Raw genomic sequence first — 15,270 nt, 5'->3', positions numbered from 1 at the left:
CTGCTTCGCAGCCCCGTGCGGGGCAAGCCCGCTCACCACAGCAAGCCCGCTCCCACATTTTTATTGCAGTTCAAATGTGGGAGCGGGTTGTCAGTTAGAAGAAGCCCAGCGGATTGATGTCGTAGCTCACCAGCAGGTTTTTGGTCTGCTGGTAGTGATCGAGCATCATCTTGTGGGTTTCACGGCCCACGCCGGACTTCTTGTAACCGCCGAACGCGGCGTGCGCCGGGTACAGGTGATAGCAGTTGGTCCACACGCGCCCGGCCTTGATCGCCCGGCCCATGCGATACGCGCGGTTGATGTCGCGGGTCCACAGGCCGGCACCCAGGCCGAACTCGGTGTCGTTGGCGATCGCCAGGGCTTCGGCTTCATCCTTGAAGGTGGTGATGCTCACCACCGGGCCAAAGATTTCTTCCTGGAACACCCGCATCTTGTTGGTGCCCTTGAGCAGGGTCGGCTGGATGTAATAGCCGGTGGACAGGTCACCCGTCAGTTTCTCGACCTTGCCGCCGGTCAGCAGTTCGGCGCCTTCGCCTTTGGCGATTTCGAGGTAGGACAGGATCTTGTCGAATTGCTGCTCGGACGCCTGGGCGCCAACCATGGTGTCGGTGTCCAGTGGGTCGCCGCGTTTGATCGACTCGACTTTCTTCATGACGACTTTCATGAAGTCGTCGTAGATCGACTCTTCCACCAGCGCGCGGGACGGGCAGGTGCACACTTCGCCCTGGTTGAAGAACGCCAGCACCAGGCCTTCGGCGGCCTTCTCGATGAATTGCGGCTCGGCTTTCATGATGTCGGCGAAGAAGATGTTCGGCGATTTGCCGCCCAACTCAACGGTGGACGGAATGATGTTCTCGGCGGCCGCATGCATGATGTGCGAGCCCACTGGCGTGGAGCCGGTGAAAGCGATCTTGGCGATGCGCTTGCTGGTGGCCAGGGCTTCGCCGGCTTCTTTGCCGAAGCCGTGCACCACGTTCAGCACGCCCGGCGGCAGCAGGTCGCCGATCAGTTCCATCAGCACGTTGATGCCCAGCGGGGTTTGCTCGGCGGGCTTGAGCACCACGCAGTTACCGGCGGCCAGGGCGGGCGCGAGTTTCCAGGCGGCCATCAGCAGCGGGAAGTTCCACGGGATGATCTGGCCGACCACACCCAGTGGTTCGTGGAAGTGGTAAGCGGCGGTGTGTTCGTTGATTTCCGCGCTGCTGCCTTCCTGGGCGCGAATGCAGCCGGCGAAGTAGCGGAAGTGGTCAGCGGCCAGCGGGATGTCGGCGTTCAGGGTTTCGCGCACGGCCTTGCCGTTGTCCCAGGTTTCGGTGATGGCCAGCAGTTCGAGGTTCTGTTCGATGCGGTCGGCGATTTTCAGCAGCACCAGCGAGCGGTCCTGGGCCGAGGTCTTGCCCCAGGCGTCAGCGGCGGCGTGGGCGGCGTCCAGGGCCTTGTCGATATCCTTGGCAGTGGAACGCGGGAATTCGGCGATGGCCTTGCCGTTGACCGGCGAGGTGTTGGTGAAATAGTTGCCATCGACCGGCGCGACAAACTCACCGCCGATGTAGTTGCCGTACTTGGCCTTGAACGAAACGATAGCGCCTTCAGTACCGGGGTGTGCGTAACGCATGGTGGGTATCTCCTGGCTTTTTGTGTTTATTGGAGGACGCACGGTTGTGCTTGTTAAAGCGTAGAGCAAAGGTCGGGCCAGTGCCTTGCAGTGCCCGTAAATCAAGGACTTGGGGTTTGTTGCAAGCCGTTGCTGTGGCACGACTGATACAGCCCGAGTGACAGTTTGTGCCACAAACGGTACAGCCTGTGACCGGTGGGTCTGCCCGGGATTGCAATGGTCGGGAGGCTGGAGGATGCTGGGCACTCGCGCGCGGTTTGTAGTTCACGCAGGGAGAATAATAAGAACATGCAAAACGATCATTTCAGTCGCCATGCCCAGCAAGTCCTGACCGTTACCCGTGGCCAGGATCCGTTGCACGGACCCGGCAGCGATCCGTCCATCGCCCGCTCCTGGCTGCGTTGCCTGGAGGACTATCACCTCGACCCCGCGCTGACTATCGCCCCCACGGTGCTCGAACATGGCCGCCTGCTGGAAAGCCGCGAGCGCCTGCAACAAGTGCTGACCATCGCCGGCAGCGAAATGAACAGCCTGCATCAACAACTCTCCGGTGCCGGCCATGCGGTGCTGCTCACCGACGCCCGCGGGGTGATCCTCAACTGCGTCACCGCGCCCAGTGAGCGCAAGATTTTCGAGCGCGCCGGGCTGTGGCTGGGCGCCGACTGGAGCGAGGCCTGCGAAGGCACCAACGGCATCGGCACTTGCCTGGTGGAGCGCCAGTCCCTGACGATTCATCGCGATGAGCACTTCCGTGGCCGGCACACCGGCCTGACCTGCTCGGCCAGCCCGGTGTTCGACCCCCATGGCGAACTGCTGGCGGTGCTGGATGTGTCCTCGGCCCGGGAAGCCGTGTCGCGCCAGAGCCAGTTCCACACCATGGCGCTGGTCAATCTGTCGGCGAAGATGATCGAGAGCTGTTACTTCCTGCGGCATTTCGAGAACCACTGGTTACTGCGCTTTCATTTGCAGGCCGAATCCGTGGGCCTGTTCAGCGAAGGGCTGCTGGCATTCGACGGTGAAGGGCGCATCTGTGCGGTGAACCAGAGTGCATTGAACTTGCTCGGGCAAATTCGTGGCGGGCTGTTGGGGCAGCCGGTGGAGGCGTTTTTCGATTGTTCGCTGGATGAGTTGCTCGGGCGTGCCAGCGCGAATGCCAGCGCCAGTTGGCCTCTGCGTACTCGCGATGGTCGTGGGTTGTTCGCGGTGTTGCGCGGCCAGCCACGCAGTGTGCCGGTGCCGGTTCCTCAGCCCATCCCCGAGCGGGCGCGGCTGCCGGGCATTTGCCTGGGGGACGCAGCACTGCAAAACGATTTTCGCAAGGCGTTGCGGGTGTTTGAGCGCGACGTGCCGTTGCTGGTCAATGGCGAAACCGGCTCCGGCAAGGAGGCGTTTGCCAAGGCGGTGCACCATGCCAGCCTCAGGGCCGACAAAGCGTTTATTGCGCTGAACTGTGCGGCGATCCCCGAAAGCTTGATCGAGAGCGAGCTCTTCGGCTACCGCGGCGGCAGCTTCACCGGCGCCCGTAAGGAGGGCATGCGCGGCAAGCTGCAGCAGGCGGACGGCGGCACGTTATTCCTGGATGAAATCGGCGATATGCCCTTGGCGTTGCAAACCCGGCTGTTAAGGGTATTGGAAGACCGGCTGGTAGTGCCTATCGGCGGCGAGCCACAGGCGGTGAACGTCAGAATCATCAGCGCCACCCACCGTAATTTGCTGGAACGGGTACAGGACGGCAGCTTTCGCGAGGACCTGTACTACCGGCTGAACGGTCTGGAAATCGCCCTGCCACCGCTGCGTGAGCGTAGCGACAAGTCGCAGTTACTGGATTTTCTGCTGGCGGAGGAGGCGGGCGATCAGTCGGTCTTGCTGGACAGTCCCGCGCGTCAGGCACTGTTGGCATTTGCCTGGCCGGGCAATGTGCGGCAGTTGCGCACGGTATTGCGCACGTTGGCGGCGTTGTGTGACGACGGACGTATCGGGCTTGAAGACTTGCCGGCAGTGATTCGCCAGGCGCGCCCGCAGCCCGTAAGGGCGAACGAACTTTCGGAATCGCCTCTGGACGACGCAGAGCGCCTGGCGCTGCTCAATGCCTTGGAGCAACAGCGCTGGCATATGAGCCACACGGCCGAACAATTGGGTGTCAGCCGTAACACCCTGTATAGAAAGCTGCGCAAACACGGGATTGCCCGTTAGCTAAAGGGTGCGATTTGTTCCTCCCTACGCTAACCTGCCTCGATGTTTTACGAGGTCGACTATGCACATTCATATTCTCGGTATTTGCGGCACGTTCATGGGCTCAATGGCGGTGTTGGCCAAAGAGCTGGGCCATCATGTTACTGGCTCCGATGCCAACGTTTACCCGCCCATGAGCACGCAACTGCAGGCCCAGGGCATTGAGCTGACCCAAGGTTACGACCCGGCACAATTCGACCCGGTCCCGGACTTGGTGGTGATCGGCAATGCCATGGTGCGCGGCAACCCGGCGGTCGAATATGTACTGAATAAAGGTTTGCCGTACGTGTCTGGCCCGCAATGGCTGGCCGACCATGTGCTGCAAGGCCGCTGGGTGCTCGCCGTTGCCGGTACCCACGGCAAGACCACCACCAGCAGCATGCTGGCCTGGGTGCTGGAGCATGCGGGCATGAGCCCTGGTTTCCTGATCGGTGGTGTGCCGCAGAACTTCTCGGTGTCGGCGCGCCTCGGCGATACACCATTTTTTGTCATCGAAGCCGATGAATACGACAGCGCGTTTTTCGACAAGCGCTCCAAGTTCGTCCACTACCGCCCGCGCACAGCGATCCTGAACAATCTGGAGTTCGATCACGCGGACATCTTCCCCGATCTGCCGGCCATCGAGCGGCAGTTCCACCACTTGGTGCGCACGATTCCGAGCGAAGGCCTGGTGATTCACCCGACTACCGAGCCGGCCTTGCAGCGAGTCATCGAGATGGGCTGCTGGACCCCGGTGCAAACCACCGGCGCGGGCGGGCAATGGCAGGTCAAACTGCTGAGCGAAGACGGCTCCAAATTTGAAGTCCTGTTCGAAGGTGTCGCCCAAGGCGTCGTCGAGTGGGACATGACTGGCCAGCACAACGTCGCCAACGCCCTGGTCACCCTGGCGGCCGCACGGCATGTCGGCGTGGTGCCGTCCATGGGCATCGCGGCATTGAGCGCGTTCAAGAGCGTCAAGCGCCGTATGGAAAAAGTCGCCGACGTGAACGGGATTACCATCTACGACGACTTTGCCCACCACCCGACGGCCATCGCCACCACCCTGGATGGCTTGCGCAAGCGCGTGGGTGATGCCCAGGTGATCGCGATTATCGAACCGCGCTCCAACTCCATGAAGCTGGGCGCCCACCGTGACGGTTTGCCGGAAAGCGTCAACGATGCCGACCAGGTGGTCTGGTATGCACCGGCCAACCTCGGCTGGGACCTGCCCGCCATCGCTGCGCTGTGCACCGTGCCGTCGATTTGCTGCGACTCGCTGGAAGGCATCATCGAGCACGTGAAACACCAGGCCAAGCCCGGCACCCACGTGGTGATCATGAGCAACGGCGGCTTCGGCGGCCTGCACGGCAAACTCGCCGAGGCGCTGAAATGAGCGGCCCGGAACGCGTCACCCTGGCGATGACCGGTGCGTCCGGCGCGCCCTATGGCTTGCGCCTGCTGGACTGCCTGGTGCGCGAGGACCGCGAGGTGCACTTCCTGATCTCCAAGGCCGCGCAACTGGTGCTGGCCACCGAGACCGATGTCGCGTTGCCGCCCAAGGTGCAGATGATGCAGGCCTTCCTCACCGAGTACACCGGTGCGGCGGCGGGCCAGATCAAGGTCTATGGCAAGGAAGACTGGATGTCGCCGGTGGCTTCGGGCTCCGGTGCACCGGCCGCGATGGTGGTGGTGCCGTGTTCCACCGGCACCCTGTCGGCGATTGCCACGGGCGCCTGTAATAACCTGATCGAGCGTGCGGCGGACGTGACCTTGAAGGAGCGTCGCCAGTTGATCCTGGTGCCGCGCGAGGCGCCGTATTCGAGTATTCACCTGGAGCACATGCTCAAGCTGTCGAACATGGGCGTGACCATCCTGCCGGCGTCGCCGGGCTTTTATCACCAGCCGCAAACCATCGATGACCTGGTGGACTTTGTGGTGGCGCGGATTCTCAACCTGCTGAATATCCCTCAAGACATGCTGCCGCGCTGGGGCGAACACCATTTGAGCAGTGATGAATAAACTCTTGATGGTGTGGCTGGCGCTGCAACTGACCGGCTGTGCCACGGCGCGCACGCTGGACGCCGCGCAGCCCGGCGCCCCGGTGGTGTATGCCGGGACGCGCCTGGATCTGTACGCGATTCAGGGCGGGTGCTGTGCGATGGACCGCTTTGGGGCCGAAGCGCCGAGCTATCCCCATGTCGACCTGCCGGCCAGCGCCTTGCTCGACACGCTGCTGTTGCCGCTGTCGGTGCTGACGGTGTTGGGGGTTGGGTTTAACGCGACGGGCGGGCTGTAGGAGCTGAAAGGGTCGGCGCCTGTGACGGCCTCATCGCAGGCAAGCCAGCTCCCACATGAGACTGTGTTCGCCATGTCGGCGCAGTTGATGTGGGAGCCGGGCTTGCCCGCGATGAGGCCAGCCGGCTCACAGCAAAACTACTTGCCGAGCTTGCGCAGCTCGTCCGACTCCACAACCCGCACCCCATCCTGCTCTTCCAGCGCGAGTCGCCACATCGCCCGCGCCAGTTCGCATACTTCAATGCCGTGATACTTGCCCGGAATCAACCGTGACAAGGGCCCGGCCAGTTGCTCGGCCAAACGTGGCTCCAACCGCTCTCCCAGCAACAGCGAAGGCCGGACGATGGTCAGCTGCGGCCAGTCCTGAGCCTTCAACGCCTGTTCCATCTCACCCTTGACCCGGTTGTAGAAAATCGAGGATTTCGGGTCGGCGCCAATCGCGCTGATCACTATCAGGTGTCGCGCGCCCATTTCCCGAGCGCGCTTGGCGAAGGCCACGACCATGTCCAGGTCGACCGCGCGGAAGGCTTCTTCAGAGCCGGCCTGCTTGATGGTGGTGCCCAGGCAGCAGAAGGCGATGTCCACCTGGCCGCTCAGTTGCGGCAGGAATACGGCCGGGTCGCCCACCGGGTTTTCCAGGTGTGGATGCTCGGCCAGTGGCTTGCGGCTGGGTGCCAGCACGCGGGTCACGGTGGGCTCGTTGAGCAGGCGGTCCAGCAGGTGCTCCCCGGTCAGGCCGGAGGCTCCGGCGAGCAAGATATGCTGAGGTGTCAGGTACATGATGTTTCCCCCTTGGTACAGATTCAGCTTAGTTGCTCTTGGCTTCCTTGCTATTCATTGAGACGCTTTCCAGCGCCTTTCGTGCCTGCTGTTTGCGTAATAATTGCCAATGGGCAATCACGCCTTTGGGGGCCCAGATCTGCGGTTCGGAGGCTTCGAAGCTGTCCGCCTGTTCGCGCTCGGCCACGTGGGTTTGCGCCAGCTTGAAGGCTTGCTGCAAATCATCGGTCTGGTTGAAGGCCTGGGCGAAGAGGGCGTCGCCGAAGTAGGTGAAATCGGCCTCTTCTGAGCAGCCGAACGACACGCGGTCGGCGCGTGAGGCGGTCATGATCAGGGTGTGTTCGTCCTTGAGGGCCGGGATGAACCCCCCGGAGTAGCAGGCTGAAATCACCACGATCTTGTCGCGGTTTTTCAGCGGCGCCATTACTGCGGCCAGCTCATCGGCGGGCAGGTCGGCCAGTTCCATGCGCGGCTGGTCGAGCACCAGTTCGTGTTCGTGGGTGCCATGGCTGGTCAGGTAGATGAACACCAGGTCTTGCGGGCCGCTGCGTTCGGCGAGGGTCTGGACCGCACGGCGCAGGCTTTCGCGGGTGGCCATGGGGCGGTCGGCGATGTGGTCGCGGTGGTTCACCAGGCGGATCTGGCCATAGGCCCCGAATCGCGTGGCGAGCATGTTGCTGACGTAGTCGGCTTCACGCAGAAATACGCTTTGTTTGCCGTCACCGGCCACCACCAGGGTGTATAGCTCCACTCCCGATTTGGAGGCGGGCACTGCGGCGAGGGCGGCATCCAGTAGGCGGCCCTGGGCAAACAGGCCGATCTCCAGCGGGTCAGGCAACAACTTGCCATCGGCATCGCGCACGCGCATGCCGTTGACCCAGGTGCCGGCCTGCACGGTGCCATCGGTGAGCACCAGGGTGCCGCGGCCTTGATAGCTGTCGCTGTCGAAGCCGCCAATATAGAAGCTGCCGTCGGTAAGGTTCAGGCGACCGGGGCCGGTGAAGCGCCAGTCGACGAATTGGCCCACGTAATGGCTGCCGTCCACGCCAATCAGCTCGCCCTTGCCGCTGAGGGCGCCTTCCTTGAATTCGCCGATCCACACGTCGCCGTCGGCGTTTTCATAACGGCCCTTGCCGTTGAGCTGGTTCTGTTTGAAGTGGCCGATGTACATGTCGCCATCGGCGCTGTTGAAGGTGCCATTGCCCTCCAGCTGTCCATCGACGAAGTGGCCGCTGAACTGGTTGCCGCTGTCGTCGTTGCGCTGGCCTTCGCCGTTGGGCTTGCCGTGGGCGAACTGGCCCTGGTACTGGCTGCCGTCGGCCAGCTCGAGGCGGCCGAGACCGGAGTACTGGTCGTCCTTGAATTCGCCGCGATAGGTCATCTGCCCTTCTTTGAGGGTGCCTTCGCCGTTGCGCTTGCCTTGCTTGAACCCGCCGACGTAACTGTTGCCCGACGTGGTCAGGCTGCCCTGGCCGTCGAAGAGGCCTTGCTGGAACTGGCCCTTGTAGACCTCGCCGTTGCTGCCATGCCATTCGCCCTGGCCGTGCCACTGGCCTTTATCGAACTGGCCGGCATACCAACTGCCATTGGGGTAATCCACCCGGCCCTGGCCTTGCAACAAGCCATTGACCACATCGCCACGGTAACGACCGCCATCGGGCAGCCGCGCATCGGGCGGCAACAGCGATTCGCCGTCGCCGCACGCGGTGAGCAACAGGACAAGAGCAAGGGGAGCGAGTGGGCGCATAGCGGGATCCGGATAATTGAGCGCCGAGTATGCCGCAGCTGCGAGATCTATACATAAATTTACATGAATTGTGGTGAGCGTGCGGGCTCACCACAGCCGGGTTCAGACGAAGCAGAGTGACAGCGACTCCGCAATGTAGGCAGGTTTTTCCTGGCCATCGATTTCCAGGGTGCAGGTGGCTTTAAGCAACCATTGCCCGGGCTTTTTCTCGGTGGCGTCGGTCAGGGTCACGGCCAGGCGTACCCGGGAGTCGACCTTCACCGGCTGGATGAAACGCACGCTGTCCAGGCCATAGTTGACCGCCATCTTCAGGCCCTCGGGCATGATCAGGATGTCTTCGATCAGCTTGGGTATCAGCGACAGCGACAGGAAACCGTGGGCGATGGTGCCGCCGAACGGCGTCTGGGCGGCTTTCACCGGGTCAACGTGGATGAACTGAAAATCGCCGGTGGCCTCCGCGAACAGGTTGATGCGCTCCTGATCGATGGTGAGCCATGCAGAACGTCCCAGTTCCTTGCCGACATAATCCTTGAGTTGCGCTACGGGTACTGAGGGCATTGCGACTCTCCTTAGGTTCATCATTTTTGTATTTTTTGGACAGGTCCAGAGAACCAATGTAGATCATCATGGGCACTTGGCCCGGTCAACCCACCATGCTTTTGGCGAATGCCGTTCCATAGAGGCGGCGTGCTTATAATGCCGACACGCTTTAAGGGGGGGAGAGAACGGATGCTGTTACGCGGTCTGACATGGCTGGTGCTGTTTCAATTGCTCGGCACGGCGATCAATCATTTGTTTGTCCCGGTGTTGCCGGGGCCGATTATTGGCCTGCTGCTGATGCTGGCCTTCCTGATATGGCGCGGCGAAGTCGGTGAGCCCCTGAGCCTGGCGGCTGGCAGTCTGCTGCGTTACTTGCCCTTGCTGCTGGTGCCGCCCGCGGTGGGTGTGATGGTGTATGCCAAGGACATCGCCGCGGACTTCTGGGCCATTGTCGGCGCGTTGGTATTGTCGCTGGTGGTCGCCATGGGCTTTGTCGGCGTGCTGATGCAAAAACTGGTCAAGCGCCAGGCGCAGCGGGAGGAGGGCCAATGACCGTGGATTGGCAGGGTGCCTGGGCCGCCGTGATTCATCACCCCTTGTTCGGCATCGGCATCACCCTCGGTGCCTATCAGCTGGTGCTGGCCGGTTTTGAGAAAACCCGCTGGATCTTCCTGCAGCCGGTGCTGGTGTCGATGCTGCTGGTGATCGGCGTGTTGCTGGGGTGTGGCCTGACGTACGCCGAGTACCGCAAGAGCACCGAGATCATGAGCATCCTGCTCGGCCCGGCGACGGTGGCCCTGGCGGTGCCGCTTTACCTGAATCTGCGACGGATTCGCCAATTGTTCTGGCCGATTTTTACTACGCTGGTGATAGGTGGCGTATTGGCTACCGGCCTGTGCGTGCTGTTGGGCTGGTGGTTTGGCGCCGAACACATGATGCTGATGACCATGGCGCCCAAGTCCGTGACCTCGCCGATTGCGATGCTGGTGGCCGAGCAGATTGGTGGCGTAGCGGCATTGGCGGCGGTGTTTGTGCTGATCACCGGGGTGATCGGCGCGATGATCGGGCCGGCGTATTTGTCACGCCTGGGCGTGCACAGCCCCGAGGCGCGCGGGATGGCCCTTGGCATGACCGCCCACGCCGTGGGAACGTCGGTGGCGTTGCAGGAAAGCGAAGAGACCGGCGCCTTTGCGGCGCTGGCCATGAGTTTGATGGGCGTGGCCACGGCAGTGTTCCTGCCGTTGGCCGTGTCGCTGGTTAGTTAAGTCGGGTTTAAGGAAACCTTTATGAGTCTGGCGCTTTTCCCGCTCAATACCGTGCTGTTCCCCGGGTGCACTCTCGACCTGCAACTGTTCGAGGCGCGTTACCTGGACATGATCAGCCGCTGCATGAAAAAGGGCGAAAGCTTTGGCGTGGTGTGCATCCTCGACGGCAAGGAAGTCGGGCTGGCGCCGGATGGCTACGCGTTGATTGGCTGCGAAGCGCTGATTCGTGATTTCAAGCAGCAAGACAACGGCCTGCTGGGGATTCGCGTCGAGGGCGGCCGGCGTTTCCGCGTGCGTGACGCCGGCGTGCAGAAGGATCAACTGCTGGTGGCCGAGGTGCAGTGGCTTCACGAGCACCCCGAACAACCGCTGGAGGAGGAAGACGCCGACTTGCTCGCGCTGCTCCACGCCCTGGCCGAGCACCCGATGGTCGCGTCCCTGGACATGGGCACCCACGCCGATGGCCAGCAAGCCTTGGGCAATCAGCTGGCGTACTTGCTGCCCTTCACCGAGGCCGACAAGATTGACCTGCTGCAGCTCGACGACCCGCAGCAACGGCTGGATGCGATTCAGCTGTTGCTGGACGAGTTGCAGGGCGAGTTGTTTGCTCAGTAGGCATACCTGAGAAGTGCGTGGGACGTGCCGGTAAACGCAATGAAGCCCAGCACCGCCCCACATACCGGCAAGATCAACCACCAGACTTTTGGCGGCATCGGCGGCAACGGGCTGCGGTGCTGGCTGAAGTGCAGGCTGAAGGCGCAGACCGTCATCGCCAGCAAGGTGCCCGCCAGGATGTCCGTGGGCCAGTGGGCGCCCAGGTACACCCGGGACACGGCGATGGTGGCAGCCGGGATGCAACCCAGCACCAGCCAGGTCAGGCGCAGTCGGGTCGGTTGACCGCGACCGGCCAGCACCGCCAACGCCAGGAAGAACGCAAACGAGCCGGACGCATGGCCGCTGGGCATGCTGAAGCTGGTGAGTGGGTCGGTCAGCACTTCCGGGCGCATCCGCGCAAAAAACAGCTTGGTGCCGGTATTGATCAACGCGGCGCCCAGCAGCGTGGCGCCGACAAAGATTGCCTGGCGCCATTGCCGCGCCACTACCAGCAGGCCGGTCAGCACCGCGCTGGCGACGAACATCTTCTTGAACTCACCCAGCTGGGTCACCATCACCATCGCCCGGTCGATCGCCGGGCCGCGGTGTTCCTGCACCAGGGCCATCAAGCCTTGGTCAAAGTCGTTCAGGTAGTGATAGCCGATAAACAATGCGATCAGCAGCGTGCCGCCGATGCAGCCGATCCACAGGGTGGCGCGCCGGTGGCCGCGCAGGCTGCTGTTGAGGCTCACGCCGATCAATACGGCGAGGCACGCGGCGACAATTCCGGCCTCCGGCCAGAATCCTTCGGGCAGCGGCAGGCGGAATGCGGCGCCGGTGGCCCAACCCGGCAGCAGATACGCCACCGACCAACCCGCGGCGGCCAACAGGCTGACGGCGGCGAAGCGCGGGAAGGGCATGTCGCACATGCCGGCGACCATCGGCAACATTGGCCGCAGCGGGCCAATGAAGCGTCCTACCAGCAGGCTGGCGATGCCGTACTTTTGGAAGTAAGTCTCGGCGCCGCTCATCCATTCAGGGTGATGCCGCAGGCCCGGAAGGCGCCGGATGTTCTGGTGGAAATGGCGACCAAGGAAGTAGGAAACAACATCGCCCAGTATGCCCCCGAGGAAGCCCAGCAACAGGGTTTCCCCCAGGGACAGTGCGCCGCTGCCGGCCAGTGCGGCGATGGCGAAGAGCAACACCGTGCCCGGTACGATGAGGCCGGCAATGGCCAGGCACTCCACGCACGCCACGATAAACACCGCCACGGCCAGCCATTGTGGGTTCAGGGTCAGCCAGCCGGTAATGCCATCGAGCCATGGGCCCATACAATCAACTCCCTTTTGTAGATCGTCCTTGTAGGAGCCCGCCTTGCTGGCGATGGCGTCCTTGAGTCCGCTATCGCCGGCAAGCCGGGCTCCTACAGGTTTATGTATGTTTTCAAATCAAAAAATAGTCGCGGCCTTCGACCTGGCCCCGGCGTAGCGGGTTCCGTGTGCAATACGGCGCATAGCCGGCATCGACGAAGCGGTACATCAGGTGTTCATCGCGACCGCCGGGAATGCCCAGACGGGTGGTCTGAATCACTTGGCCGGGCGCCAGGCCCACGTCTTCGACATAGAGCAACTCCTGGTCAAAACGCTTGGCGTCCCACATCGGTACTTTCAAACCCAGGGCCTTGCACAGCAAGGTCTGGCCGGCACACAGCTTTTGCGAAGGGCGCGGCCTGCCGCTGGCATCCGGGTTGTTCGACAGCATCTGCGCCAGGCTGGCCGGGCCGGACACTTCGTCAACCCACGGATAGGCCGATTTGATCAGCACCGCATTGCCCGGGCCGTGGGCGCTGAAGTTCAGCGAATCACCGCCACGGGCGTAGTACATATAGATGTGGCCGCCATCCAGAAACAAAGCCTTACGCTTTTCTGTGTAGCCCAGGGACGCGTGGCTGCCTTTTTCGGCGAGGTAATAGGCTTCGGTTTCGATAATTCGCGCCGACAGCCACAAATCGCCGACGCGATGGCGAATGACTTTTCCCAGCAATTCCCGCGCGAGCAGTTGCGCGTCACGGTCGAAAAAGCCGTCGGGCAGGGCGTTGGCGGGGATCATTGGGGTAAAACTGGACATGGCGATCAAAGGTAATGCGGCTAAATGTGACAGGATGATAACAACTCCAGCCTTAATTCCCGCTGAACGTCGGGTTTTTACAGTTCATTTCGACCATCCGCCCCTCACCGCTGTCCGTAGGACGGCGTCACAGCTATAATCTGCCGCTTTCCTCTTTGCCAAGACCCCACCAGACCATGACTGAGTCCGTTCTTGACTACATGACCCGCCTGGGTCGCGCTGCCCGTCAGGCCTCGCGGTTGATCGCCCGTGCGAGCACCGCGCAGAAGAACCGTGCCTTACTGGCGGCCGCCGACGCTCTGGATGCTTCGCGCTCCGAGCTGACCGCTGCCAATGAACTGGATTTAGCCAACGGCCGGGCCAATGGCCTGGAGCCAGCCCTGCTGGATCGCCTGGCGCTGACGCCAGCACGTATCGACGACATGATCGAAGGTTTGCGTCAGGTGGCCAAGCTGCCTGACCCCATCGGTGAAATCCGCGACATGCGCTACCTGCCGTCCGGCATTCAGGTCGGCAAGATGCGCGTGCCCCTGGGCGTGATCGGCATCATCTATGAGTCGCGCCCGAACGTGACCATCGACGCCGCGAGCCTGTGCCTCAAGTCCGGCAACGCCACCATCCTGCGGGGCGGTTCCGAGGCGATCAATTCCAACCGCGCCATTGCCGCGTGCATTCAGCAGGGCCTGGCCGTGGCCGAATTGCCGGCCGAAGTGGTGCAAGTGGTCGAAACCACCGATCGCGCCGCCGTTGGCGCGCTGATCACCATGCCTGAATTTGTTGATGTGATCGTGCCGCGCGGTGGCAAGAGCCTGATCGAGCGCGTGAGCCGCGATGCCAAGGTGCCGGTTATCAAGCACCTGGATGGCGTCTGCCACGTGTTCATCGACGTCGCCGCCGACCTCGACAAGGCGATCCGCATTGCCGACAACGCCAAGACTCATCGCTACGCCCCGTGCAACACCATGGAAACCCTGCTGGTGCACGCCGGCATTGCCGAGCGCGTACTGCCGCCGCTGGCTGCCATCTACCGCGACAAGGGCGTCGAACTGCGTGGTTGCGAGCGTACCCGGGCGATCCTCGGCAGCGACGTGATCGAAGCCACCGAGCAGGACTGGTACACCGAATACACGGCGCCGATCCTGTCGATCCGCATCGTTGACGACCTGGACCAGGCCATCGACCACATCAATCAATACGGCTCCAAGCACACCGACGCTATTGTCACCGAGCATTTCAGCGATGCCCGGCGTTTCCTCAACGAAGTGGATTCCGCTTCGGTGATGGTCAACGCCTCGACGCGTTTTGCCGACGGCTTCGAATATGGCCTGGGGGCGGAGATCGGTATCTCCACCGACAAGCTCCACGCACGCGGGCCGGTTGGCCTGGAAGGGCTGACCAGCGAGAAGTACGTGGTGTTCGGTGACGGTCATGTGCGCACTTGATGGGTAAACGCATCGGGCTGCTCGGTGGCACCTTCGACCCCGTGCACATCGGCCATTTGCGCAGTGCGCTGGAAGTCGCGGACGCCCTCGGTCTGGATGAGTTGCGTCTGGCACCGAATGCCCGGCCGCCCCATCGCGACACGCCGCAGGTGTCTGCGCAGCAGCGCCTGGAGATGGTCCGCCTCGCTGTGGCCGGCATTGCACCGCTGGTGGTGGACGACCGCGAACTCAAACGCGACAAACCGTCCTACACTGTCGACACCCTGGAACTGATGCGGGCCGAGTTGGCCGCGGATGACCAGTTATTTCTACTTTTGGGCTGGGACGCGTTTTGCGGCCTGCCCACTTGGCACCGCTGGGAAGAGTTGCTCCAGCATTGCCACATCCTGGTGCTGCAACGCCCGGATGCCGACGCGGAATCGCCGGATGCCTTGCGCAACCTGCTGGCAGCGCGGTCGGTAAGTGACCCATTGGCCCTGACCGGGCCGAGCGGGAATATTGCATTCGTCTGGCAAACCCCGCTTGCGGTGTCTGCCACCCAGATCCGTCAACTGCTGGCCAGCGGGAAGTCGGTACGTTTCCTGGTGCCTGACGCGGTCCTGGCCTACATCGATGCGCACGGACTTTACCGTGCGTCGAACTGAAAAGGCGCGC

The 15,270-nt window shown here is 62.5% G+C and carries 15 protein-coding genes; 9 read left to right on the top strand and 6 right to left on the bottom strand.

Annotated elements, in window-relative coordinates:
* Positions 1–94: 94 nt before the first annotated feature.
* A complete protein-coding gene (gene exaC / locus HKK54_RS06370; RefSeq protein WP_169386385.1) occupies positions 95–1,615 on the bottom strand; it encodes an acetaldehyde dehydrogenase ExaC in 1,521 nt (506 codons plus the stop codon).
* 288 nt (positions 1,616–1,903) lie between these two features.
* On the opposite strand from exaC, the gene HKK54_RS06365 reads away from it, so the two are divergent.
* The 4 genes from HKK54_RS06365 (at position 1,904) to HKK54_RS06350 (ending at position 6,122) form a co-directional block, all read left to right on the top strand.
* Positions 1,904–3,808 carry a sigma-54-dependent Fis family transcriptional regulator gene (locus HKK54_RS06365; protein ID WP_169386384.1) on the top strand — a complete coding sequence of 635 codons (1,905 nt, stop codon included), beginning with the start codon at positions 1,904–1,906 and terminating at the stop codon, positions 3,806–3,808.
* A 61-nt stretch (positions 3,809–3,869) separates the two neighbouring features.
* Complete coding sequence (gene mpl / locus HKK54_RS06360; protein WP_010174752.1) at positions 3,870–5,219, top strand: UDP-N-acetylmuramate:L-alanyl-gamma-D-glutamyl-meso-diaminopimelate ligase; 1,350 nt, start codon at positions 3,870–3,872, stop codon at positions 5,217–5,219.
* On the top strand, positions 5,216–5,845 hold the full coding sequence (gene ubiX / locus HKK54_RS06355) for a flavin prenyltransferase UbiX (RefSeq protein WP_003219402.1): 630 nt from the start codon (positions 5,216–5,218) through the stop codon (positions 5,843–5,845). The genes mpl and ubiX overlap by 4 nt, the downstream gene beginning before the upstream one ends.
* A complete protein-coding gene (locus HKK54_RS06350) occupies positions 5,838–6,122 on the top strand; it encodes a YceK/YidQ family lipoprotein (RefSeq protein ID WP_029616061.1) in 285 nt (94 codons plus the stop codon). The genes ubiX and HKK54_RS06350 overlap by 8 nt, the downstream gene beginning before the upstream one ends.
* 137 nt (positions 6,123–6,259) lie before the next feature.
* On the opposite strand, the gene HKK54_RS06345 is transcribed toward HKK54_RS06350, so the two are convergent.
* The 3 genes from HKK54_RS06345 to HKK54_RS06335 all read right to left on the bottom strand — a co-directional run bounded on the left by HKK54_RS06345 (position 6,260) and on the right by HKK54_RS06335 (position 9,206).
* Positions 6,260–6,901, bottom strand: a complete 642-nt coding sequence (locus tag HKK54_RS06345; protein ID WP_169386383.1) for an oxidoreductase — start codon at positions 6,899–6,901, stop codon at positions 6,260–6,262.
* A 28-nt stretch (positions 6,902–6,929) separates the two neighbouring features.
* The gene (locus HKK54_RS06340) at positions 6,930–8,648 is read right to left on the bottom strand and encodes a C13 family peptidase (protein ID WP_169386382.1); all 1,719 of its coding nucleotides are present in this window, start codon (positions 8,646–8,648) and stop codon (positions 6,930–6,932) included.
* A 102-nt stretch (positions 8,649–8,750) separates the two neighbouring features.
* Positions 8,751–9,206 carry a MaoC family dehydratase gene (locus HKK54_RS06335; RefSeq protein ID WP_010174760.1) on the bottom strand — a complete coding sequence of 152 codons (456 nt, stop codon included), beginning with the start codon at positions 9,204–9,206 and terminating at the stop codon, positions 8,751–8,753.
* A 171-nt stretch (positions 9,207–9,377) separates the two neighbouring features.
* Between HKK54_RS06335 and HKK54_RS06330 the strand changes: the two genes are divergently transcribed.
* The 3 genes from HKK54_RS06330 to HKK54_RS06320 are packed head-to-tail and all read left to right on the top strand — an operon-like array spanning position 9,378 to position 11,068.
* On the top strand, positions 9,378–9,740 hold the full coding sequence (locus HKK54_RS06330; protein WP_010174762.1) for a CidA/LrgA family protein: 363 nt from the start codon (positions 9,378–9,380) through the stop codon (positions 9,738–9,740).
* Complete coding sequence (locus HKK54_RS06325) at positions 9,737–10,453, top strand: LrgB family protein (RefSeq protein ID WP_010174764.1); 717 nt, start codon at positions 9,737–9,739, stop codon at positions 10,451–10,453. The genes HKK54_RS06330 and HKK54_RS06325 overlap by 4 nt, the downstream gene beginning before the upstream one ends.
* Before the next feature lie 21 nt (positions 10,454–10,474).
* Complete coding sequence (locus HKK54_RS06320) at positions 10,475–11,068, top strand: LON peptidase substrate-binding domain-containing protein (RefSeq protein ID WP_010174766.1); 594 nt, start codon at positions 10,475–10,477, stop codon at positions 11,066–11,068.
* Here the strand turns inward: HKK54_RS06320 and HKK54_RS06315 are convergent.
* Together HKK54_RS06315 and HKK54_RS06310 are read right to left on the bottom strand one after the other, a co-directional pair.
* Positions 11,062–12,378 (bottom strand): bifunctional DedA family/phosphatase PAP2 family protein, encoded by a 1,317-nt coding sequence (locus HKK54_RS06315; protein ID WP_169386381.1) that lies wholly within the window; start codon positions 12,376–12,378, stop codon positions 11,062–11,064. The two genes, HKK54_RS06320 and HKK54_RS06315, sit on opposite strands and share 7 nt — an antisense overlap.
* Positions 12,379–12,490: 112 nt before the next feature.
* The gene (locus HKK54_RS06310; protein WP_169386380.1) at positions 12,491–13,174 is read right to left on the bottom strand and encodes a DNA-3-methyladenine glycosylase; all 684 of its coding nucleotides are present in this window, start codon (positions 13,172–13,174) and stop codon (positions 12,491–12,493) included.
* A 176-nt stretch (positions 13,175–13,350) separates the two neighbouring features.
* Here HKK54_RS06310 and HKK54_RS06305 point away from each other — a divergent pair, with 176 nt between their 5' ends.
* Positions 13,351–14,616, top strand: coding sequence for a glutamate-5-semialdehyde dehydrogenase (locus HKK54_RS06305; RefSeq protein WP_169386379.1), 1,266 nt, complete (start codon positions 13,351–13,353; stop codon positions 14,614–14,616).
* The gene (nadD, locus tag HKK54_RS06300) at positions 14,616–15,260 is read left to right on the top strand and encodes a nicotinate-nucleotide adenylyltransferase (protein ID WP_003215431.1); all 645 of its coding nucleotides are present in this window, start codon (positions 14,616–14,618) and stop codon (positions 15,258–15,260) included. Before HKK54_RS06305 ends, nadD begins: the two co-directional genes overlap by 1 nt.
* Positions 15,261–15,270 lie beyond the last annotated feature (10 nt).

The sequence above is a fragment of the Pseudomonas sp. ADAK13 genome (assembly GCF_012935715.1).
GTDB lineage: Bacteria > Pseudomonadota > Gammaproteobacteria > Pseudomonadales > Pseudomonadaceae > Aquipseudomonas.
Note: the sequence above shows the minus strand (reverse complement) of the source record. Positions and strands in the feature narration are given on the sequence as shown.